The sequence below is a fragment of the Lysobacter olei genome, from assembly GCF_054777355.1.
The window spans coordinates 94,500-115,428 of record NZ_BAAHAT010000004.1 but is presented as its reverse complement, the minus strand read 5'-3'; the positions used below and the strand labels follow the sequence as shown (position 1 = coordinate 115,428).

Below are 20,929 nucleotides of genomic sequence, written 5' to 3'. Positions count from 1 at the left end.
TGCCGTTGCGCCGGTAGCATGCGCGCATGAGCGAATCCACGCTGCCATTCGTGCGCACCCTCTGCCTGCTGCGCTGGGTGGCCGTCGCCGGCCAGGCGCTGACCGTCGCCGCGGTCACCGGGCCGCTCGACGTCCCCTTGCCCACCGCACCTCTGTATGGCGGCATTGCCGTCCTGGCCGCGTTCAACCTCATTGCAACGCTGCACGCGCGGCAGGCCCGCACGGCCTCCAGCCTGGAAGCCTTGGTCCACCTGCTCGTCGACATCGCGGCGCTGGCGTGGCTGGTGGCGTGGAGCGGCGGGATGGCGAACCCCTTCGCGTCGCTGCTGGTATTGCCGCTGGCGCTGTCGACGCTGGCGCTGTCGCGACGCTGGGTCGCCGGCACCGCCGCAGCCTGTGTCGCAGCCTATGCCGCGGTGGCCACCTTTGGCCATGACCTGCCCCACGTGCATGGCGGCCCCGCCGCCGGCTTCAACCTGCACGTGTGGGGCATGGCGGTGAACTTCCTGGTGATGGTGGGCGTGGTGCTCTACTTCTCCACCCGCCTGGTGGGCCTGTTGCGCCAGCGCGAACGCGAACTCGCCGACCTGCGCGAACGCTTCGTGCGCAACGAAGGCATCGTGGCCCTGGCCACGCACGCGGCCTCGGTGGCGCACGAGCTCAACACGCCGCTGGGTACCTTGACCCTGATTGCGGACGATTTGCTGGACAGCCCATTGCCCGCCGATGCGCGCGATGACCTGGCCACCATCCGGCAACTGGTGGACGTGTGCCGCGAGCGCGTGCGCGAGCTGGCCCGCCCCGCCGAACACGCGCGCGAGGACGCAGTGGACTTGCAGCAGGTCATCGACCGCTGGCAACTGGTCAGGCCCGACGTGGAACTGCATCGTGAAGGCGTCTTGCCCGCCGCGTTGCGCGTGGACCCGGGTGTCGGCCATCTGCTGTTGGCGCTGCTCAACAACGCAGCCGATGCGGGACTCGCCAGCGACCATCCGCGCGTCGACCTGTCATTGCAGATGGACGGCCCGCAATTGATGGGGGGCATACGCGACCACGGCGCCGGCTTCGACCCCGCACGACCACCGCTGCCCGAATTGTTCCGTAGCGGCAAGCCACACGGCATGGGTGTGGGCCTGGCCCTGTCGCACGCCACCATCGAACGCCTGGGCGGCGACCTGTGGGTGGAGTCGACCGGCGCGCGAGGCAGTTGCGTGCGCTTTCGCGTGCCCCTCGCCCCCGGGGCCCTCGACATGAAGGGGTTGCCGATCCCCGGGGGCGCCGCATGAAGGGCCTGCTGGTCGACGACGACGCGCTGTACCTGCGTACGCTGCAACGCTCCTTCGCCCGCCGCGGCATCGAGACCGAGACCGCGATGGACATCGATTCGGCGCTTGCGCTGGCGCGTGCCACGCCGCCCGAGTTCGCCGTGCTGGACCTGAAGCTGGCACACGAGTCCGGCCTGGCGCTGATCGAACCGCTGCGCGCCTTGCACCCGGACATGCGCATCCTGTTGCTCACCGGCTATGCCAGCGTGGCCACCGCGGTGGAGGCGATCAAGCGCGGCGCCGACGATTATCTGCCCAAGCCGGCCACGCTTGCGGCCATCCTGCGCGCGTTGGGCCTCGCTCCTGACGATGAGCCCGCCGAGGGCCCCGATGTCGCGCCGGACACGATGACCCCGCTGCACCGGCTGGAGTGGGAACACATCCAGCAGGCACTCAACGACACCGGTGGCAACGTCTCGGCCACCGCACGCCTGCTGGGCATGCACCGACGCTCACTGCAGCGCAAACTGGCCAAGCGACCGGGACCGGAACGCACGCCGCGCGACGAGTAGCCAGCCCGCGCCACCCTCCCCGCTCCCGGAGACCGTTACGCGGCCCGCGATGCAGGCCGCGCACGACGCGTCAGTACTCCACGTTGAGCTTCAACCACGCGGTGCGGCCCGGCTCACTGATCCGCACCGGGTCGCCGGGGTAACCGAAGGCGCTGTTGCCCGCCAGGTTGAGGTGTTCGGCATAGCTGCGGTCGAACACGTTGTCGATGCCCGCACTCACGCGCATCCGTGTTCCGATGCGGTACGCCGCGTTGACCGAGAAGACGCCAAAGCCCTTGCTGGGCCCGATGTCCCGCCCCACCACGTTGCCTTCGTTCACACTGACCCGCGACTGGTCGTCCACGCCGCGCAGCAGCGCGCCCGCCGACCACGTCCGTCCTTCGTACGACGCGGACAGTCGCGCTTCCAATGGCGGCATCTGCGGCAGTGCGCGGCCGTTTTCGCGCTGTTCGCCCCAGGCATAGGCCAGCGAACCGTCCAGCTTCCACCCCTCGGCCGGGCGCCAGCCGATTCCCGCTTCGCCGCCGCGGATGTCGGCATCGATGTTGAGCGCACGGGTCATGCCGGCCATGGTGCCGGTGCCGTAGCGAAACAGGATGTAATCGTCGATGCGGCCCACGTAGGCCGATGCCCACGCCTCGAATTGCTTGCGCTTGTAGTGCAGCCCGAAGTCCAGCTGGGTAGTGGTTTCAGGCTGTACGCCCGCGAAGGCGTTGACGCTGCCGAAGGGGCCATTGGTCGGGGAAAACAGCTCCCAGTAATCGGGCATGCGCTCGCTGCGACCGATGCCGGCGTACCACCCCAGCGGGACGTTCGCCAACTCGCGTTCGTAACGGACGAAGCCGGCCGACAGCGTCTCGTCGCGCGTCATGCCAGTGGTCGGATTGGGCCGCGGCATCATGCCACCGGTGTCGGGGCGCTGGTCGGTGGCTTCCGCGCGATCAATGCGCGCGCCCGCGACCCAACGCTGGCGTTCGCCCAGAGGCAGCGTGGCCTCGGCGAAGACGCCGGTGTTTTTCAGACGGGCATCTTCCAGCCACGGCCGCAACAGGTACGTGCCGCGGCCGGGAGCATTGCGCCGGCGGTGCTCGTTTCGCTGGTGGTCCAGGCCCGCTTCCAGTTCCAGGCTGGTCCACGCCCATGACAGGGCCACCCGCGCTCCCTGCGTGCTGCGGCCGACGTTGGACGCCATCGCCATCGGCATGCGGCTGGTGGGGTCGGGGTCGCGCAGAGTGTAGTTGTCCATCACGTGGTCGACGCGGTTGTCGTACACGTTGGCCTTCACGCGCTGCAGTGCGCCATCGAAGCCGCCGCGCTCGAAGCGCAAGCCCACGCTGTCGCGGCGGAAGCGCGTGCCGTCCATGGTGCGACCGGCATAGGCCGCCTCGCCATCACCGATGCCGGCGCTGAGCTCCAGGACGGTATCCGGATCGGGCGTCCAGCCGAGCGCGGCGTCGGCGTTCCACTTGTTCCAGCCCGAATGCACACGGCGGCCGTCGCCATCCACGTAGTCGCCCGACTCGGAACGGTTGGCCGACAGCGTCGCGTAACCCAGCGGTTTTCCTGCGGCAACGTCCACTACCTGGTCGTTGCGCGCGTGGCTACCGGCCAGCGCACTTGCCAGCAGGCGAACGCCGGGCACTTCGAAGTACTCCGGATCGCGTTCAAACAGCACCGTGCCGGCCGAGGCGCCCGGCCCCCACAGCACCGTCTGCGGCCCTTTCACCACGGTCAAGCGGTCGTAGGTTTCTGGCGCGACGTAGGACAGGGTGTTGTCCATGCGCGACGGGCAAGCGCCATGCAGCGCGCCACCGTTGGCGATGAGATTCAGGCGCGAGCCGAACATGCCGCGCAACACCGGGTCGCCGTTGGTGCCGCCATTGCGCAGCGTGGTGAAGCCGGGGATGGTTTTGAGGTAATCGGCGCCATCGCTGGCCGGCACCGGCTGCCGCGGCAGGCGCGGGTCGGTGGCTACCGTCAGGGGCGCGGTGGGCGTCAGCGAGGTGACGACCACGGTCGGAAAAGTGACGGCGGCGTCCTGCAACGCCGCGACCCCGGTCATCTGTGGGGTCGGCGCGTCGAGCGAGGCACCCGACGCAGGTGACACGGGGGCCGCCACGGTGGAGGCCCCTACCACCGAATCGTCAGCGGGCGGCGCCGCCTGTGCGTAGGTCGCAACTGGCGCGGCGAACAGCGCGCCCGCCAGCGCCAGGAAAAGAGGATGGGAACGCATGGAATCTGCCCTGTGTGTGCTGGGCAAATTTCACCAAGACCCTCGCTGAATGGGGATGCGACACAATGTCGCAGGTGGCCCGTGCGCAGCCCGCACCGGGCGTCCAACGCCGGGTCAGGCGCGGTGGTACGGGTGGTTGGCCAGCAGCGCGGCCGCACGGTACAGCTGCTCGGCGGCCACCAGCCGCACCAGCATGTGCGGCAAGGTCAGCGGCCCCAGGGACCACTTCTCGTCGGCGCGGGCCAACACGTCCGGCGCGTGCCCCTCGGGGCCCCCGATCAAAAACGCCAGGTCCCGCCCCTGGCCGCGCCAGAACTCCAGGCGCTGAGCCAGGTCCTCCGACGACCAGGTACGACCACGACCGTCCAGCGCCACCACGCACGCCCCTTTCGGCAGTGCGGCAAGCACGCGCGCGCCTTCGTCCTGGGTGGCCCGGGCGGCATCACGCCCCTTCCCGCGCAGGCCGGGTTCCACTTCCACCAGATCCAGGGGGAGCCAGTGCGATAGCCGCTTCTGGTATTCGCCAAAGCCTTCGGCCACCCAGCGCGGCGCGCGCTCTCCCACGGCGATCAGCTTGGCCTTCATGGTGATGCTGTCCGTTGGCGGGCTCGGGTGGCGCGGGAGAGAACAACGGCGCCGATGCGGCGCCGCGTTCCAGACGATCGATGACGGGGAAAAGCCCTCTGGCGGACTTACGCGTCCGTCGGGCCGTCCGCGTCGTCGCCCTCGGGGCGCTGGTCACCCACGGTCCACAGCCGCTCCAGCGCGTAGAACTCGCGCACGCGCGGCAGCATGACGTGGACCACGACGTCGCCCAGGTCGACCAGCACCCACTCGGCCTCGCGTTCGCCTTCCACGCCCAGCGGCATCACGTCGAGCTGCTTGGCGAACTTCACCACCTCGTCGGCAATGGACTTCACATGGCGGGTGGAGGTGCCGGAGGCAATCACCAGGTGGTCGGTGACGGTGCTCTTGCCGCGCACGTCGATTTCGACCACGTCCTTGGCTTTGAGGTTCTCGACGGCGTCTCGGACTGCCTTGAGCAGGGCGTCCACGGACGGCGGCGGGCTCGGCATGCGGGTCTTGATGACTTGGGCTTGGCTGGACAAGGGCGCTGGACTCTCGGTTCTTGGGGGGCGGGGCAGTGAGCCGCCCCCGGTGGGGCGCGATCACGCCGCGTACGGCAAATTATAACGGAGGCCGGGGGCCGACCCGGTCCACGCCGCCGTCACCCGCATACAGGCCGTGACGCTCGATGTAGGTGGCCACCGCGGGCGGCACCCAGTCGCGCCAGGTGGCACTGCCCCGGACAATGGCCTCGCGGATGGCCGTGGCCGATTCCGGCCGGAGCGGATGGCGCAGACGCAGCACGCGGCCGGCGGTGGCCTGCCGCAGAGCGGCGGGATCCCTGGTCAGGCGGCCCTCGACCAGCGGTACCAGCGCGGGCGGCCACGGGGCGTCCAGGTCATGCCCCGGGCGCTCGGCGACGATGAAGTGGCACAGGCCGAACAACGCCTCCCAGCGGTGCCAGGTCGGCAACCCCAGGAAGCTGTCGGCCCCGATGACCAGCGCCACCGGCCGGCGCTCGCCTTCGCGCTCGCGCAGGTCGGTGAGTGTGTCGAAGGTGTAGGAACGGCTCTCCCGCGCCAGCTCCCGCCGGTCGACGTGCAGGCAGGACTCACCGGCGACGGCCAGGTCCAGCATGCGTGCGCGCTGTGCGGCCGTGGCACCCGGGCGCGAACGGTGCGGCGGGTCGGCCGAGGGCATCAGGTGCACGCTGGCCTGCACGGTGTCGCGCACCAGGCGGGCGATGGCCAGGTGGCCGTTGTGGATGGGGTCGAAGGTGCCGCCGTAGAAGACCAGCAGGTCGTCGGCCATCGCGGTTTACCCGGCAGCGAGCAGCAGGCGAGCGGCGCGTGGCTCGGCCACGGCCAGCAACACGCGCTCCAGCGCCACCCATGCATCGCCGGGTTCGCGGCCCTTGGCCATCCGGTCCACCCGCCCCACAGCCACCAGGAATCGGTCCCAATGGCCTTCGGCGTGGCGCTGCAACGCGCGCTTGTAGGCGGGCTGCTTGGAGTCCCAGACCCGCAGGGCCTTGAACTCGCCCATCAGGGCGCTGCCCCCTCGGGCCTGCGCGCGTGCGAGCTTCGCAATCAACTGCAGTTCACGCACCACCATGCCCATGACGGCGGGCACCGCCTCGCCTTCCGCGCGCAGGCCGGCGAGCATCCTGGACACCTGCGCGGGTTGCCCGTTGAGCGCGGCATCCAGCACGCGGAACACGTCAAATCGCGCCGCGTCGGCCACCAGTTCCTGCATGCGGTTTGCGCTGAGCGACGTTCCATCGGCCAGCAGCGCCAGCTTGTCGACTTCCTGCGCCGCGGCTAGCAGGTTGCCGTCAATGCGCTCCACGAGCACCTGCACCGCATCACGGTCGGCGCGGACGCCATGCGCCCGCAGGCGACGCTCGATCCAGTCAGGCAGTTCGTGCGGCTTCACCTGCCAGGCGATGGCGATGTGGCCAATGCGGCCAATGGCCTCACTCCATTTGCCACCGTGTTGCTTGCTCCACTCGCCGCCCGTGACCAGCAGGGTCACGTCCGAAGGCGGCGCGGCGCAGAACGCCTCGATCACCTTGATGCCTTCCTTGCCCGGCTTGGCCGTCGGCAGGCGCAGTTCGATCAGTCGCCGCGCGGCGAACAGGCTGGGGGCACTGAAACTGGCCTCCATGGCGGCCCAGTCGGGCTCGCGGTTGCCTTCCTGTTCGTAGACTTCGCGCTCGGTGAAACCCTGGGCACGGGCGGCCGCCCGCAACGCATCGGCGGCCTCCAGCACGCGCAGCGTCTCGGGGCCGGCGATCAGGTAGGCAGGCTTGAGCGGCCCGGACTCGAGCTGGGACGCCAGCTGCTCGGGCTTCAGCTCCATCTCAGGGCTTGTCTTCCACCGGGGCCGGCGTCGGGGCCGGCACGTCCTCCACCGGCGGAACGTCGCCCACGGCGTCCATCGCCGCCTTGGCCGCATCGGTCTCGACCGGCGCGGTGGCGCTGCCGCCCTCCTGGCGTCGCGCCACGGCGTCGATGCGGCGCAATACCGCCGCCGACATTTCGCGGCGCAGCTCGCGCACCAGCACCTCGCGCTCGCCTTCGGTACCAATGGCATTGGTCGGCGCGGCGATGTAGTCGCGCGACAGTTCGATGGCCTGCTGCGGCACCAGCACGGTGCCGTCGACGCGGCGCAGTTCGAAGATCACGGCATAGCGCAGGCTGTATTCCTGCGAGCGGCCGAAGGCGTCAATGGCGATGGGCAAATCGCCCCAGCGCTCGGACAGCAGGTCCAGCACCGCCGAGGGCGCGGCCTCGTCGGTGGCCGGCACGGCCCCGGCACGCGTCAGCGAATCCGCCAGCGACTGGGCCAGCGGGCTGTAGCGGTCCACCGACACCACTTTCACCGGCCCCAGGTCCGGCGGCAGGGTCAGCGCATTGCGCAACTGGAAGCCGCAGGCCGAGAGGGCCAGCACGAGAATTACAGGCGCAAGGGCGCGCAACGGGCGTCGGGTCATGCTGGAAGTCTGGACGAGGTGCCTCTTCGCATCAAGGCTGCCCGCTGAAGACAGTCCTGGAATCGCATCGGCCCAAGGACGGGAGGGCGGCACATCAGCCCGCCACGATGTTCACGATCTTGCCCGGCACCACGATGACCTTGCGCACGGCCAGCCCCTCCAGGTACTGGGCCACATGGGGCTCGGCCAGCGCCAGGCGTTCGGCGTCTTCCTTGCTGACATTGACCGGCACCTCGATCGTGCCGCGCAGCTTGCCGTTGACCTGCACCGCCAGGGTGACCGCATCGCGGACCATCGCGGCCGGGTCGGCGGCCGGGAACGGCACGTCCTCCAGCACGGTTTCCGTATGCCCCAGCGCCTGCCACAGCGCGTGGCACACGTGCGGGGTAACCGGGTTGAGCAGCAGCACCATCGCCTCCAGCGCCTCGTGGCGCACGGCGCGGCCGGCGTCGCTCATGTCGTCGAACTTGCCGACGTGGTTGAGCAGTTCCATCAGCGCGGCAATGGCGGTGTTGAAGCTGTGGCGGCGACCGTAGTCGTCGCCGACCTTCTGGATGGTTTCGTGCAGCTGGCGACGCAGCGTCTTTTGCGCCGGGGTCAGATCGGTGCCGGCCTGCAGCAGCGCGGCTACATTCGGGTGGTCAGGCTGCGACACATGGGTCAGCACTTCGCGCCAGAAACGGCGCAGGAAGCGCGCCATGCCTTCCACGCCGGCCTCGTTCCATTCCAGCGACTGCTCCGGCGGCGCGGCGAACATCGAGAACAGGCGCACCGTGTCGGCGCCAAACTTGCCCACCATCAGCTGCGGGTCGACGCCATTGTTCTTCGACTTCGACATCTTCTCGGTGCCGCCGATCACCACCGGCTGGCCGTCGCTGCGCAGCGTGGCGCCGGTGATGCGGCCGCGTTCGTCGCGCACCACGTCGACATCGGCCGGATTGAACCAGTCCTTCGCCCCGTTCGGCTGTTCGCGGTAGAACGTCTCGGCGATCACCATGCCCTGGGTGAGCAGGTTGGTCGCGGGCTCGTCGCTGCTGACCAGGCCCTGGTCGCGCATGAGCTTGTGGTAGAAGCGGAAGTACAGCAGGTGCAGGATGGCGTGCTCGATGCCGCCGATGTACTGGTCGACCGGCGTCCAGTACTTGGCGCGCTCGTCCACCTGCTGCGCGGCGCCCGGCGAGGTGTAGCGCGCGTAGTACCAGCTCGACTCCATGAAGGTGTCGAAGGTGTCGGTCTCACGCTCGGCCGCGCCGCCGCACTGCGGGCAGGTGGTCTTGCGCCATTCCGGATCCGACTTGATCGGCGAGGTGACGCCGCTGAACGCGACGTCTTCCGGCAGCACCACGGGCAGCTGGTCTTCCGGCACCGGCACGTCGCCGCACGACGGGCACAGGATGACCGGGATCGGGCAGCCCCAGTAGCGCTGGCGGCTCACACCCCAGTCGCGCAGGCGGAAATTGACGCGTCGCTGGCCGCGGCCCTCGGCTTCGAAACGTGCGGCCAAGGTGTCCAGCGCCTGCTGGAAATCCATGCCGTCCAGATCGCCTGAATTCACCAGCCAGCCACGCTCGGTGTACGCGCCCTGCTCCGCAATGGCGCGCTGGAACTCCTCGATAACCTGCACCGCGGCGTTGTTGTCGTACACGTCGGTGCTGGCGCCGGTCAGGGCATTGGACATCATGTCGACGTGGCGACCAGCGTGCATGCCGAGTTCGACCAGCGCATCGCGCACCGCGTTGGACACGATCACCATCTTGATCGGCAGGTGGTAGGCCTTCGCGAATTCCCAGTCACGTTCGTCGTGGCCCGGCACGGCCATCACCGCGCCGGTGCCGTAGTTCATCAGCACGAAGTTGGCCACGTACACCGGCACCTGTTCGCCGGTGAGCGGGTGGATGGCGCGCAGGCCGGTATCGCGGCCGCGCTTGACCTGCGTCTCCAGTTCGGCCTCGGACACGCCGCCCTGGCGCAACTCGGCGATGAACGCGGCCAACTCGGCATCCGTCTGTGCGGCATGCAGCGCCAGCGGGTGCTCCGCGGCAATCGACACGAAGGTCACGCCCATCAGGGTGTCGGGGCGCGTGGTGAATACGGTGATGGGCTCAACGGCATTGCCGGCGCCATCGACCACGTCGAAGCGGATTTCCAGCCCCTCAGAACGCCCGATCCAGTTGCGCTGCATGGTCTTCACTGCGTCCGGCCAGCCCGGCAGCGTGTCCAGGCCGTCCAGCAGTTCCTGCGCGTAATTGGTGATCTTGAGGAACCACTGCGGGATCTCGCGCTTCTCCACCAGCGCGCCGGTGCGCCAGCCACGGCCGTCGATCACCTGCTCGTTGGCCAGCACGGTCTGGTCCACCGGGTCCCAGTTCACCACCGAGTTCTTGCGGTAGGCCAGGCCCTGCTTCATCAGGCGCACGAACATGCGCTGCTCGTGCACGTAGTACTCCGGCGTGCAGGTGGCGAACTCGCGCGACCAGTCGATCGCGTAGCCCATCTGCTGCAGCTGCGCCTTCATGTGCGCGATGTTGGCGTAGGTCCACTTGGCCGGCGCGGTGTTGTTCTTGATCGCGGCGTTTTCCGCCGGCAGGCCGAACGCATCCCAGCCCATCGGCTGCAGCACGTTGTGGCCGGTCATGCGCTTGTAGCGGCTGATGACGTCGCCGATGGTGTAGTTGCGCACGTGACCCATGTGCAGCGCGCCCGACGGGTACGGCAGCATCGACAGGCAGTAGTACTTGGGCCTGGCCGAGGCCTCGTCCACCTCGAAGGCCTTGACCTGGTTCCAGTAGCGCTGGGCGGCGCCCTCGACGGTCTGCGGGTCGTAGGCCCGGGGGTCGGTGGCGTTGGAATCGGTCTGGGCGGCTTCGGTGGACACGGCGGCGTGCTGGACGGTATGGGGACCGGACAGGGTACCGCAGCGCACCATGGGTGACCATCGCGAGGGCCATCGGGGGCGCCCCCGGTCCAGAACCACCCCCAACCAATGGCCTAGAGGCACGGAGCGTGACCCGGGCTAGAGTCGGACGATTATTCCCGGGGGAACTTTTGCCATGCGCTATTGCCTGTCCACGCTGATGCTGATGATGGCCGCGTTGCCGGCCGCGGCCACCACGACCGCCCTCCAGTGCGGCGACGTGTTCGACGCGCGCAGCGGTAAGCTGACGGGTCCGCGCACCGTGGTGGTCCGCGACGGCAAGGTGGCTGACGTGCTGCCCGGTGGCGCCACCGTGCCCGACGCGCGCACTGTCGACCTCTCCGGCCACACCTGCACGCCCGGCTGGACCGACCTGCACGTGCACATGGCCAGCCAGTCCAGCCCGCAGAGCTATTCCGAAGGATTCCGTCTGGATGAGGTGGACTTCGCGTTCCGCTCGGTGGATTACGCCAAGAAGACGTTGATGGCCGGCTTCACCAGCGTCCGGGACCTGGGCGGCGAAGTGGCACCGCACCTGCGCGACGCCATCAACCAGGGGTTGGTCGATGGCCCGCGCATCTGGGCCGCGGGCAAGTCCATCGCCACCACCGGCGGCCATGCCGACCCGACCAATGGCGTCAACAGCGTGCTCGCCCACCTGATCGGCCCGCCGGGCCCGACCGAGGGCGTCATCAACTCTACCGACGATGCGCGCCAGGCCGTGCGCCAGCGTTACAAGGAAGGCAGCGACGTCATCAAGATCACCGCCACCGGTGGCGTGCTGTCCTACGCCAAGTCTGGCGATGCGCCGCAGTTCACCGTCGACGAGGTCAAGGCCATCGTCGACACCGCCCGCGACTACGGCTACCGCGTCGCCGCCCATGCTCACGGCGCGGAAGGCATCAAGCGTGCGGTCCTCGGCGGGGTGACCACCATCGAGCATGGCACCTACATGACCGACGAAGTCTTTTCGCTGATGAAGCAGAAGGGGACGTGGTATGTCCCCACGATCTATGCCGGCCGCTTCGTGGCGGAAAAGGCCAAGCAGGACGGCTACTTCCCTGAAGTGGTCCGTCCCAAGGCCGCGCGCATTGGCGCGTTGATCCAGCAGACCGCGGGCAAGGCATACAAGTCTGGGGTGAAGATCGCCTTCGGCACCGACATGGGCGTGGGCCCGCACGGCGACAACGCACGCGAGTTCGTCTACATGGTGGAGGCCGGCATCCCGGCAGCGGTGGCGTTGCAGGCCGCCACGATCCGCGCCGCCGAAGTGCTGGGCGTGGACGACCAGGGCGTGATCGAAACCGGCAAGCGCGCCGATATCGTCGCCGTCCCCGGCAATCCGCTGCAGGACATCGGCACGGTGATGAAGGTCGATTTCGTGATGAAGGACGGCAAGGTCTACCGCCAGCCCTGATCGCGAAATAGCCGTGGCGCGGCTCGCTCAGCGTAGCGACCGCGCCACCATCACGTAGGCCAGGAACCAGGCGAGAAGCGCGACGCGCTGGGCGACCGGCCCGGACAACAACCACGGCGGCAGCGCCGCGAACAGCAGCACCAGTGTGCCGGTGCCCAAGGCCCACGCGGCCGGGACGCGTCGCGATCGCCACAGCCCGGCGGCCATCAACAGCGCGCCCGGGATGAAGGCGATCCACCACAGCGTCCACATGCTCGCGTGACGCTGGCTGGTCGCACCGTCCAGATCGTGGGGATCCAGCGGCCAGACGCCCTGCGCCGCGAATGCCATCGCCGACAACAACCACAGGCTGGCACCAATCCGCGCGGCCCACCCTGCCGGCGCCCCCGCACCTGTCGACCCAGATCCTGCGACCAACGCCGCACGAAGCCCGGACGCGCTCCACGCCAGCAGGGCGCCCGGCACGATGAAGCCCAGCACGTTGAACGCCTGCGCCCGCGGCACGCCCTGGCCCCCCAGCAGGCCGACGGGCATCAAGCCGTGCACGTAACCCGGCAGCAGCAGTGCGAAGCCAATAAGGCTCGCCAGGCAAAGCAGCGCGGCAAGCCACGCGGAGGGGGCGGCACTGTGGGCCAACAACGGTCGATTCATGCGTGCATGCTAGCGTGCCCGCACCCAACCGACCGCTTCCCGGTTGCATGGTGCCCCGCCCGCCCCCATCTGTGCCGAAGAACCTGCCGAGAGCCACGCAATGACTGCCAACGCCCCCGCCGCCCACGTATTCGATGCCACCGCCGAAACCTTCGAAATGGAGGTGCTGCAGAAGTCGCTGCAGACACCGGTGCTGATCGACTTCTGGGCCGAATGGTGCGGTCCGTGCAAGCAACTGGGACCGATCCTGGAAAAGCTGGCGTCCGACTACAACGGCGCGTTCGTGTTGGCGAAGGTGGACGTGGACAAGCAGCAGGAACTGGCCGCCGCGTTCCAGGTGCGATCCATCCCGACCGTGTTCCTGGTCAAGGACGGGCAGGTCGTGGATGGCTTCCCGGGTGCGCTGCCGGAAGGCCAGCTGCGGGAGTTCCTGAAGCACCACGGCGTGGAGCCTGCCGAAGCGATCGCGCCCTCGGACGAAGCCGAGGCCGCGGCGCCCCTCGACCCGCATGCCGAGGTGGCACGCCTGCGGCATGAAGTGGCCGAGGCCCCAGAGCGCGACGAACTCAAGCTGGACCTGGCGCTTGCGCTGCTCAAGACCGGCGCCGCCGAGGAAGCAGAACAGCTGCTCGACGCGCTGCCCGCCAACCTGTCCACGGATGACCGCGCCGTCCGCGCCCGTGCCCGTCTGGGTTTTGCCACTGCGCTGAAGGGCGCGCCGGCCGTCCCCGCACTCAACGCCGCCGTCGCCGCCAATCCCGACGACCTCCGCTCCTGGCACCTGCTGGGCGTCCAGCACCTTGTCGCGGGCGACTCGGAGCAGGCCCTGGAGGCTTTCCTCGAGATGCTGCGCCGTGACCGCAATTTCGACGATGGTCTGCCCCGCAAGGCGTTGATCGACGCCTTCCGCGTCATCGAGGACGAAGACCTGGTGGGCCGTTATCGCCGCAAGATGGCCTCGCTGCTGTTCTGAGGCCGCCCGTCGGATCACCCCCTTGACTGTACGCATGCGTATGGCACGCTAGCCGCCCTGCCATACGCCCCTGCCCGATGAATGCTCGCCTGCTGCGCCACGGCCTGAACTGGTGGCCCCCCTTCCTGTTTGCCGGCATCCACGTCACCGCGCTGTCGGACGACTTCCGGCATGCCCGGGTGGAGCTGCGGATGCGCCCGTGGAATCGCAACTACGTCGGCACGCACTTCGGCGGCAGCCTGTTCGCGATGACCGACCCGTTCTGGATGTTGCTCGCCATGAACGCCCTGGGGCGCGAGTACTACGTCTGGGACAAGGAGGGCTCGATCGAGTTCATCAAGCCTGGACGCGGGGTCGTGCGCGCGGACTTCGACCTCACATCCGACGTCCTCGACGACATCCAACGCGCCACCGCGGACGGCGACAAGCACCTGCATTGGTTTTCCACCGATGTCGTGGACGCACGCGGCGAAGTGGTGGCCCGGATCCGCAAGCAACTGTACGTGCGTCGCAAACCTGAACACCGACCCGACGAGGCCGCTCGCGACCAGGCCTGAACGGCGGGCGCGCATGCGCGGTTGTCAGCGGACTGGGGTATGCTCGGGCCGCCACAGGGGGCCGTGATGACCAGCACTTCGATCAATCAGACCGACGCAGATGCGCCGCTGCCGGAGATTCGCGGCTTCAAGGTGATCCGTCTGATCAACCGGGGTGGCATGTCGTCCGTCTACCTGGGCGAGCAGATCGCGCTGGGCCGCGAGGTCGCGATCAAGGTGATGGCACCCCACGCCCTCGCCGACGAAGTCAGCCGACGCCGTTTCGAGAACGAAGTCCGCACCATCGCCCGGCTGGAGCACCCGCACGTGGTGCGTATCCACGACGTGGGTCGTACGTCGACCGGCCTGCCCTACTACACCATGCCGCACCTTTCGCGCGGCCACCTCGGCCGGCGCAATTACGTGGGCGATGAAGCCCGCATCATCGCCACGCTGCGCGCGCTGCTTTCGGCCCTCGACTATGCGCACTCGCGCGGCGTGGTCCACCGGGACGTCAAGGCCGAGAACGTACTCTTCGACGAAGCCGACCAGCCGCTGCTGGCCGATTTCGGCATCGCACTGCGGCGCGGCTTCGGGGCTCGCGTAACCTCGGCCGGGCTTGCGGTCGGCAGCACCGCTTACATGGCGCCCGAGCAGGCCCGCGGAGAGGATGTCGACGGTCGCGCCGACCTTTACAGCCTGGGTGTACTGACGTGGGAAATGCTCACCGGCTTGCTGCCCTACCGGGCGGCGGACGCGCTGTCGATGGCCGTCATGCACGCCCAGGACCCCATCCCGAAGCTGCCGCCCGCCTTGCGCCACTGGCAGGGCTTCATGAACCGGGCCTTGGCCAAATCGCCTCAGGACCGTTTTGCCAATGTGGCGGAGATGTCGGCGGCGCTGGACCTCATCGAGCGTCGCCACGGTTGGCCGGTGTGGACGCGACTGCGTGACCGTGCCGCGCGCGCGGGTCAGGTCGTGCGCAGGCGGCCCGGCGTGTGGGCCGGAGCGATGGCCGCGCTTGCGGTCTCGGTCGGCATCGCCTTCGCGCTGGGCGGCGGTCGCGAGAATAGCGACGGCTTCCTGACCTTGGGCGCACCGTCGTCCGACACCCCGACCGAGGCCGCGCAAGACGCCGTCGCCCCGATGCTGCGCCCGCTGCCAGAGGCGCCATTGCAGGCGGCGCTGGAGGATGCGCGCAGGCAATTGGGCGAAAGCAAACTCCTGGAGCCGGTGGACGACAACGCGCGGGCCAGCGCGTTGGCCGCCTGGCGCCTGGATCCGTCCAGCCAACAGGTGGCCGAAGTGCTGGATGCCCTGACGATGGCCTTGGGTGCGAAGGCGGCGTCCGCCATCCGCAGCGGGGACGACGCCAAGGCGCGCGAATTCATGGCCGCGATGCACCAGTTGGGCGAGCAGACCGGATCAATGACGTCGCCGGGCCACCGGGATGCCATGAAGCAGGCAGGCAAGGCCATCGACGTGCGCATGCGGGCGAGCGAGACCCGCGTGGACCACCCGGGTGCGCGTGCCACGGCGATACTGGCCCGCGACATCGGCTTGCCCGCGGCCACGGTGAAGGCACTGGTGGACCGCGCCGATGCCGTGCCTGCGGCGGGACAACGCGTGCCGGGTGATCCTGCCGGAAGTGTCGTCGGACGCAACCGCGTGGCGTTGGCCAGCAAGCCGGTAACGGTGGGCGATTACCAACGGTTCGCGCGCGCAACCGGACGCAAGGAGACGCTTTGCCGCGAGCGGATTTCGGTCCTACGCGTCATCAAACCGCGATCCTGGCGCGAACCCGGCTTTGCCCAGTCCGACAGCGCCCCGGTGGTCTGCGTGTCCGTGGCGGATGCGGAGGCGTATGCACGCTGGCGCAGTCAGCAGACCGGGCACCGCTACCGCTTGCCCTCCTCCGGGGAGGCGGGGTCCCTGGACGCCCAAACCGGCAACCGGGCGATGTCGCTGTGGTCCGCCGATTGCGGGACCAACTGCTCGCGCCGCGTCGCATTGGGGCCGTCCTGGCGCAGCAAGCAAGCCAATCGCCCGCTCATGGCTGATCGCGGCTACGACGACGTGGGCTTCCGATTGTTGCGCGAGCTCTAGCCGTCTGGGCGCCTATACAATGGCGCCCATGCGCAAACCCACCCTGCAACGGCTGTTCATCACCGGCCTGCTGACCCTCCTGCCGATCTGGCTGACGTGGGTCGTCGTCAAGTTCGTCTTCGTGCTGTTGTCCGACATCAGCCACCCGTTCACGACGCCATTGCTTGAAGACCTCGCCCTGACTTACCCGGCCACCTTGAACTGGCTGGTGGAGCCGTGGGTGCAGTACGGCATTGCACTGCTGGCCACCCTCGCCGTGATCCTGCTGTCGGGGCTGATGGCACGGCGCGTTTTCGGCCAGAGGCTGTTGCGCTGGTTCGAATCCCTCATTCAGCGCGTGCCGTTCGCGAACATCATCTACGGCAGCGCTCGTCAGCTCCTGGACATCCTGCAGACCAAGCCCGATGGCACGCAACGCGTGGTGCTGATCGACTTCCCGCACACCGAGATGAAGTCCATTGGCTTTGTCACCCGCGTGCTGCGCGAGCAAGGTACCGGGCGCGAGCTGGCGGCGGTGTACGTGCCGACCACGCCCAATCCGACCTCGGGCTACCTCGAGATCGTGCCGGTGGAGAAGATCACTCCCACCGACTGGACCGTCGACCAGGCCATGAGCTTCATCATCTCGGGCGGCGCAGTTTCGCCGGAGACGATTCCGTTTTCGGTACCACAGACCGCCGCGGACGCGGGTTGATGTCAGGCCACGTGCTTGGCGACCGGGCCACCCGGCTGTTCGTCGGGCTGGCGGCCTTCTTCTGCGTCAATGCGGCATTGGCCGAATTCATCGGGGTCAAGATCTTCGCCCTCGAGGACACCCTGGGCCTGCAGCCGTTCGAATGGAACCTGTTCGGCCAGAGCGGATCGCTGAGCTTCACCGCTGGCACATTGCTATGGCCGGTGGTGTTCCTGATGACCGACGTGGTCAACGAGTTCTACGGTCGTCGTGGCGTGCGCATGATCTCGTGGATCGCCGCGGGGCTGATCGTCTACGGCTTCGCGTTCGCGTTTGCGGCCATCGCGCTGGCACCCGCGGGCTGGTGGGTAGGCGCCGCGCAGGCGCAGGGTGTCCCGGACTACCAGGCCGCGTTCGCCGCGGTGTTCGGGCAGGGCCTGTGGACCATTGCAGGTTCGCTCGTCGCCTTCATCATCGGCCAGTTGATCGACGTGGCGGTGTTCCACCGCATCCGCCATGCCACCGGCGAGCGTTTCGTGTGGCTGCGCGCCACTGGCTCGACGGCGGTGTCACAACTGGTGGACAGCTTCGTGGTGCTCTACATCGCCTTCGTGCTGGGACCACAGAAATGGTCGATGTCGCTTTTCATGGCGGTGAGCACGGTCAACTACCTGTACAAGATGGTCGCGGCCATCGCGTTGATTCCCCTGATCTACCTGATGCGTGCTGCCATCGTCCGCTATCTGGGGCACGCGCGTGCGGACCAGCTGAGGGCGGAAGCCGCGGCCTGAACGCGGGTGGATGACCTTTGGCCCATGCCGTGAGGGCCGGAGGCGGGCGAGGCTCTGGGGCATTCACCCCGAGCCGGAGCCACCCATGCTGCACCGCCTGCCCCATCTTTCGCTGCTGACATTGGCCCTGGCCGCCACGCTGGCCGGCTGCGCCACCGCGCCGACCGCACCGTCCGCCACGGCGCCGGCGCAGACCGCCCCCGCGCAGGACAAGGCCACGCGACTGACTGCGCTGTATGAGCAGTACTGGGAAGAGCAACTCAAGCTCAATCCGCTCGCGGCCACGTTCCAGGGCGACCCCCGCTACAACGACCAGCTGCCCAACTTCTACTCCGCCGACTACCGGGCGCAGGCACGGGCGTTTACCGAGCGCTGGCTCAAGACCATCGAGTCGATCGGCGCCGAGGGACTGACAGGCCAGGACCTGCTCAGCTACGAGATCTTCGTGCGCGACGCAAAGCTGTCGCTGGAAGGCGACCGCTTCCCGGGTTGGCAGCAGCCGATCAACCAGTTCTACAACTTCGCCGCGATGGCGGTGCAGCTGGGCTCGGGCACGGGGGCGCAGCCGTTCAAGACGGTGCAGGACTACGACAACTGGCGCAAGCGCGGCGCGCGCATCCCCGAACTCTTCGACCAGGCCATTGCCAACAGCCGCGAGGGCATGAAGAGCGGCGTGGTGCAGCCCCGCGCGCTGATGGTGAAGGTGTTGCCGCAGCTGGATGCCCTGATCAAGGCCAAGGCCGACGACACGCTGTTCTGGATGCCAGTGAAGAACCTGCCGGCCTCGTTCTCCGATGCCGACAAGGCGCGCATCACGGCCGAATACCGCCAGATGATCGAGGGTGAACTGCTGCCGGCTTACAAGCGCCTGCGCAGCTTCATCAAGGACGAGTACATGCCCGGCACCCGCACCACGGCGGGCATGAGCGCGCTGCCCGACGGCGACGCCTGGTACGCCTTCAACGCGCGCACGTCCACCACTACCGACCTGTCCCCGGCCCAGATCCACCAGATCGGCCTGGACGAGGTGGCGCGCATCCACGGCGAAATGCGCAAGCTGATCGCGGAAGTGGGATTCAAGGGCGACCTGCAGGCCTTCTTCAAGTTCATGCAGACCGACAAGCGCTTCAGCTTCAATAGCGAGGAAGCGCTGCTCGCGCACTATCGCGGTCTGGAGGCAAAGATCAACGCGAAAATCCCCGAGCAGTTCTCGCTGTTGCCCAAGGCCCCGTTCGAGATCCGCCCGGTCGAACCGTTCCGCGCTCAGTCCGCGGCCGGTGGCTCCTACATGAGTCCGAGCGAGGACGGCACGCGCCCGGGCATTTTCTACGTCAATACCTACGACCTGCCCACGCGCAAGACGTGGGACGCCGAGGACCTGTACCTGCATGAGGCGATCCCGGGCCACCACTTCCAGATCGCGTTGCAGCAGGAACTGACCGACCTGCCAAAGTTCCGCCGCTTTGGTGGCGAAACCGCCTTCTCGGAAGGCTGGGGCTTGTATGCGGAGTCGCTGGGCAAGGACCTGGGCGTTTACACCGATCCGTACGACTACTTCGGCTACCTGCAGAACGAGCTATGGCGTGCAATCCGGCTGGTGGTGGACACCGGCCTGCACAGCAAGGGCTGGACCCGCGAGCAGGTGATCAAGTACATGCTCGACAACTCGGCCGAAAGTGAAACGCAGGCCACTGCGGAGGCCGAGCGCTACATGGCCATTCCCGGCCAGGCGCTGGCGTACAAGATGGGCGAACTGAAGATCAAGGAACTGCGTGCGCGGGCCGAACGCGAATTGGGCGCCCGTTTCGACGTGCGCGCCTTCCACGCCGAGGTCCTGAAGGACGGTGCGGTGCCGCTGTCGGTCTTGGAGCGCAAGGTCGACCGCTGGATCGCAGCCCAACGGGGTTGAAGCCTGCACGATCGGGTGATTGCGGGGGGCCGGCCATGCCGGCCCTTCTGCATTTCAGGCTGCGGAAGCGCCTGTGTGACCAGGGATGGCCCGCGCGCCGCAGGGCCTTTGTCCAGCGCTGTCAATTTCCTGCAAGACAAGGCAAACTCAGGGGACTTCCACTGTGCCGGGCTGCCGCCCGAGCCATTCGCACACACGCCCATGGCCCCATCCACTCACGCGCCCCTGCCCCTGCCTATTGCCGGCCGTCAGCGGATGATCCCGGGCGTTCCGCCCCTGGGGACGCCATGAGCCGCACAGGCATCCTGCTGGCGGATATCGGGGGCACGAACGCGCGGTTCGCCTTGTCGGGCGGCGGTGCCGATGATCCGCCGCTGGCGATGGACAGCGTCCGCGAGTTCTCGGTGGCCGATTTCCCGTCCCTGGCCGACGCCGCCCGCCATTACCTGCAACTGATCGAGGGCGAAGCCAGTCGCGGTGTGTTCGCGGTTGCAGGTCGCGTGGACGGCGACGAAGCCCGGATCACCAACCATCCCTGGGTGATCTCGCGTTCGCGCACGCGCGCCATGCTCGGCTTCGAGGAGCTGGCGTTGATCAATGATTTCGCCGCGCAGGCCATGGCGATCACCCTGCTGACGCCGGACGACGTCGCGGTGATCGGCGGCGCCACTTGGATGCCACCGGGGCGAGCCGACCATCGCACCTATGCGGTGATCGGCCCCGGCACCGGCCTTGGCGCCGGCGGCCTGATGATCCGCGAAGGCATTGCGCACCCGCTGGAATCGGAAGGCGGCCACGCCAGCTTCCCGCCCGGTACGCCCGAGGAAATCCAGATCCTGGAGCGGTTGTCGGAACAGTTTGGCCGCGTGTCCAACGAACGCCTCATCTGCGGGCCGGGGCTGGTCAACATCCATCGTGCGCTCAGCGAAATCGCAGGCGAGGATCCGGGGCCCATGCAACCCTCGGACGTGACACGCCGCGCCGCCGAAGGTGACGCACGCTGCCTGCGCACGCTGGACGTGTATTGCGCGGTGTTCGGCGCGATTGCGGGCGACCTGGTGCTGACCCTCGGCGCGTGGGATGGCGTGTTCCTGACCGGCGGCCTGGTGCCGCGCATCCTGCCGGCGCTGCAGCACTCGGGTTTCCGCCAGCGCTTCGAGCACAAGGGGCGCTTTTCGGCCGCGATGTCCCACGTTCCCACGGTCGCGGTATTGCATCCCCAAGCCGGGTTGCTGGGCGCCGCAGCGCTCGCTCGTCGCGAGGCGTCTCCCCTGCCCCGCTGATCACCGTCCACCGGACCGGAAAACGCGAAGGCCCCGCAGGTAAG

The 20,929-nt window shown here is 68.3% G+C and carries 18 protein-coding genes; 10 read left to right on the top strand and 8 right to left on the bottom strand.

Annotated elements, in window-relative coordinates:
- The first annotated feature begins 26 nt into the window (after positions 1-26).
- Both ACYVBS_RS07150 and ACYVBS_RS07145 read left to right on the top strand, forming a co-directional pair.
- Positions 27-1,286 (top strand): ATP-binding protein, encoded by a 1,260-nt coding sequence (locus tag ACYVBS_RS07150; protein WP_460822741.1) that lies wholly within the window; start codon positions 27-29, stop codon positions 1,284-1,286.
- Positions 1,283-1,837, top strand: a complete 555-nt coding sequence (locus ACYVBS_RS07145) for a response regulator transcription factor (protein WP_460822739.1) — start codon at positions 1,283-1,285, stop codon at positions 1,835-1,837. The genes ACYVBS_RS07150 and ACYVBS_RS07145 overlap by 4 nt, the downstream gene beginning before the upstream one ends.
- Positions 1,838-1,907: 70 nt before the next feature.
- Here ACYVBS_RS07145 and ACYVBS_RS07140 read toward each other — a convergent pair whose 3' ends face one another.
- The 7 genes from ACYVBS_RS07140 to leuS all read right to left on the bottom strand — a co-directional run bounded on the left by ACYVBS_RS07140 (position 1,908) and on the right by leuS (position 10,507).
- Positions 1,908-3,899, bottom strand: coding sequence for a TonB-dependent copper receptor (locus tag ACYVBS_RS07140; protein WP_460823010.1), 1,992 nt, complete (start codon positions 3,897-3,899; stop codon positions 1,908-1,910).
- Between the two features lie 285 nt (positions 3,900-4,184).
- Positions 4,185-4,655, bottom strand: a complete 471-nt coding sequence (gene rlmH / locus ACYVBS_RS07135; protein ID WP_460822738.1) for a 23S rRNA (pseudouridine(1915)-N(3))-methyltransferase RlmH — start codon at positions 4,653-4,655, stop codon at positions 4,185-4,187.
- 107 nt (positions 4,656-4,762) lie between these two features.
- Complete coding sequence (gene rsfS, locus ACYVBS_RS07130; protein ID WP_460822737.1) at positions 4,763-5,179, bottom strand: ribosome silencing factor; 417 nt, start codon at positions 5,177-5,179, stop codon at positions 4,763-4,765.
- 79 nt (positions 5,180-5,258) lie between these two features.
- A complete protein-coding gene (gene nadD / locus ACYVBS_RS07125; RefSeq protein ID WP_460822736.1) occupies positions 5,259-5,948 on the bottom strand; it encodes a nicotinate-nucleotide adenylyltransferase in 690 nt (229 codons plus the stop codon).
- Positions 5,949-5,954: 6 nt separating this feature from the next.
- Positions 5,955-6,998 carry a DNA polymerase III subunit delta gene (holA, locus tag ACYVBS_RS07120; RefSeq protein ID WP_460822735.1) on the bottom strand — a complete coding sequence of 348 codons (1,044 nt, stop codon included), beginning with the start codon at positions 6,996-6,998 and terminating at the stop codon, positions 5,955-5,957.
- Between the two features lies 1 nt (position 6,999).
- The gene (locus ACYVBS_RS07115; RefSeq protein WP_460822734.1) at positions 7,000-7,632 is read right to left on the bottom strand and encodes an LPS-assembly lipoprotein LptE; all 633 of its coding nucleotides are present in this window, start codon (positions 7,630-7,632) and stop codon (positions 7,000-7,002) included.
- Positions 7,633-7,726: 94 nt separating this feature from the next.
- Positions 7,727-10,507, bottom strand: coding sequence for a leucine--tRNA ligase (gene leuS / locus ACYVBS_RS07110; RefSeq protein ID WP_460822733.1), 2,781 nt, complete (start codon positions 10,505-10,507; stop codon positions 7,727-7,729).
- A gap of 175 nt (positions 10,508-10,682) precedes the next feature.
- Here leuS and ACYVBS_RS07105 point away from each other — a divergent pair, with 175 nt between their 5' ends.
- Positions 10,683-11,963, top strand: a complete 1,281-nt coding sequence (locus tag ACYVBS_RS07105) for a metal-dependent hydrolase family protein (RefSeq protein ID WP_460822731.1) — start codon at positions 10,683-10,685, stop codon at positions 11,961-11,963.
- 27 nt (positions 11,964-11,990) lie between these two features.
- Here ACYVBS_RS07105 and ACYVBS_RS07100 read toward each other — a convergent pair whose 3' ends face one another.
- On the bottom strand, positions 11,991-12,614 hold the full coding sequence (locus ACYVBS_RS07100; protein WP_460822730.1) for a DUF998 domain-containing protein: 624 nt from the start codon (positions 12,612-12,614) through the stop codon (positions 11,991-11,993).
- Positions 12,615-12,714: 100 nt separating this feature from the next.
- Here ACYVBS_RS07100 and trxA point away from each other — a divergent pair, with 100 nt between their 5' ends.
- From trxA to glk, 7 genes are all read left to right on the top strand, one after another.
- Positions 12,715-13,587: a thioredoxin gene (trxA, locus tag ACYVBS_RS07095; RefSeq protein ID WP_460822729.1), complete on the top strand. Its 873-nt coding sequence runs from the start codon at positions 12,715-12,717 to the stop codon at positions 13,585-13,587.
- A gap of 77 nt (positions 13,588-13,664) precedes the next feature.
- Positions 13,665-14,144 (top strand): DUF4442 domain-containing protein, encoded by a 480-nt coding sequence (locus tag ACYVBS_RS07090; RefSeq protein WP_460822728.1) that lies wholly within the window; start codon positions 13,665-13,667, stop codon positions 14,142-14,144.
- 66 nt (positions 14,145-14,210) lie between these two features.
- The gene (locus ACYVBS_RS07085; RefSeq protein WP_460822727.1) at positions 14,211-16,229 is read left to right on the top strand and encodes a serine/threonine-protein kinase; all 2,019 of its coding nucleotides are present in this window, start codon (positions 14,211-14,213) and stop codon (positions 16,227-16,229) included.
- A gap of 19 nt (positions 16,230-16,248) precedes the next feature.
- Positions 16,249-16,923, top strand: coding sequence for a DUF502 domain-containing protein (locus tag ACYVBS_RS07080; protein WP_460822725.1), 675 nt, complete (start codon positions 16,249-16,251; stop codon positions 16,921-16,923).
- Positions 16,923-17,693 carry a queuosine precursor transporter gene (locus tag ACYVBS_RS07075; protein ID WP_460822723.1) on the top strand — a complete coding sequence of 257 codons (771 nt, stop codon included), beginning with the start codon at positions 16,923-16,925 and terminating at the stop codon, positions 17,691-17,693. Before ACYVBS_RS07080 ends, ACYVBS_RS07075 begins: the two co-directional genes overlap by 1 nt.
- An 85-nt stretch (positions 17,694-17,778) precedes the next feature.
- Positions 17,779-19,602, top strand: coding sequence for a DUF885 domain-containing protein (locus ACYVBS_RS07070; RefSeq protein WP_460822722.1), 1,824 nt, complete (start codon positions 17,779-17,781; stop codon positions 19,600-19,602).
- A gap of 287 nt (positions 19,603-19,889) precedes the next feature.
- Positions 19,890-20,885, top strand: a complete 996-nt coding sequence (gene glk / locus ACYVBS_RS07065) for a glucokinase (RefSeq protein WP_460822721.1) — start codon at positions 19,890-19,892, stop codon at positions 20,883-20,885.
- The last annotated feature ends 44 nt before the right edge of the window (positions 20,886-20,929 follow it).

What these genes read in the sequence shown, in the direction of transcription:
- holA (WP_460822735.1), bottom strand. Translation starts at nt 6,998, where the DNA reads ATGGAGCTGAAGCCCGAGCAGCTGGCGTCCCAGCTCGAGTCCGGGCCG.
- ACYVBS_RS07100 (WP_460822730.1), bottom strand. Translation starts at nt 12,614, where the DNA reads ATGAATCGACCGTTGTTGGCCCACAGTGCCGCCCCCTCCGCGTGGCTT.
- glk (WP_460822721.1), top strand. Translation starts at nt 19,890, where the DNA reads ATGAGCCGCACAGGCATCCTGCTGGCGGATATCGGGGGCACGAACGCG.
- ACYVBS_RS07090 (WP_460822728.1), top strand. Translation starts at nt 13,665, where the DNA reads ATGAATGCTCGCCTGCTGCGCCACGGCCTGAACTGGTGGCCCCCCTTC.
- ACYVBS_RS07150 (WP_460822741.1), top strand. Translation starts at nt 27, where the DNA reads ATGAGCGAATCCACGCTGCCATTCGTGCGCACCCTCTGCCTGCTGCGC.
- ACYVBS_RS07145 (WP_460822739.1), top strand. Translation starts at nt 1,283, where the DNA reads ATGAAGGGCCTGCTGGTCGACGACGACGCGCTGTACCTGCGTACGCTG.
- ACYVBS_RS07085 (WP_460822727.1), top strand. Translation starts at nt 14,211, where the DNA reads ATGACCAGCACTTCGATCAATCAGACCGACGCAGATGCGCCGCTGCCG.
- trxA (WP_460822729.1), top strand. Translation starts at nt 12,715, where the DNA reads ATGACTGCCAACGCCCCCGCCGCCCACGTATTCGATGCCACCGCCGAA.
- ACYVBS_RS07070 (WP_460822722.1), top strand. Translation starts at nt 17,779, where the DNA reads ATGCTGCACCGCCTGCCCCATCTTTCGCTGCTGACATTGGCCCTGGCC.
- ACYVBS_RS07075 (WP_460822723.1), top strand. Translation starts at nt 16,923, where the DNA reads ATGTCAGGCCACGTGCTTGGCGACCGGGCCACCCGGCTGTTCGTCGGG.
- ACYVBS_RS07105 (WP_460822731.1), top strand. Translation starts at nt 10,683, where the DNA reads ATGCGCTATTGCCTGTCCACGCTGATGCTGATGATGGCCGCGTTGCCG.
- nadD (WP_460822736.1), bottom strand. Translation starts at nt 5,948, where the DNA reads ATGGCCGACGACCTGCTGGTCTTCTACGGCGGCACCTTCGACCCCATC.
- ACYVBS_RS07080 (WP_460822725.1), top strand. Translation starts at nt 16,249, where the DNA reads ATGGCGCCCATGCGCAAACCCACCCTGCAACGGCTGTTCATCACCGGC.
- ACYVBS_RS07140 (WP_460823010.1), bottom strand. Translation starts at nt 3,899, where the DNA reads ATGACCGGGGTCGCGGCGTTGCAGGACGCCGCCGTCACTTTTCCGACC.
- ACYVBS_RS07115 (WP_460822734.1), bottom strand. Translation starts at nt 7,632, where the DNA reads ATGACCCGACGCCCGTTGCGCGCCCTTGCGCCTGTAATTCTCGTGCTG.
- rlmH (WP_460822738.1), bottom strand. Translation starts at nt 4,655, where the DNA reads ATGAAGGCCAAGCTGATCGCCGTGGGAGAGCGCGCGCCGCGCTGGGTG.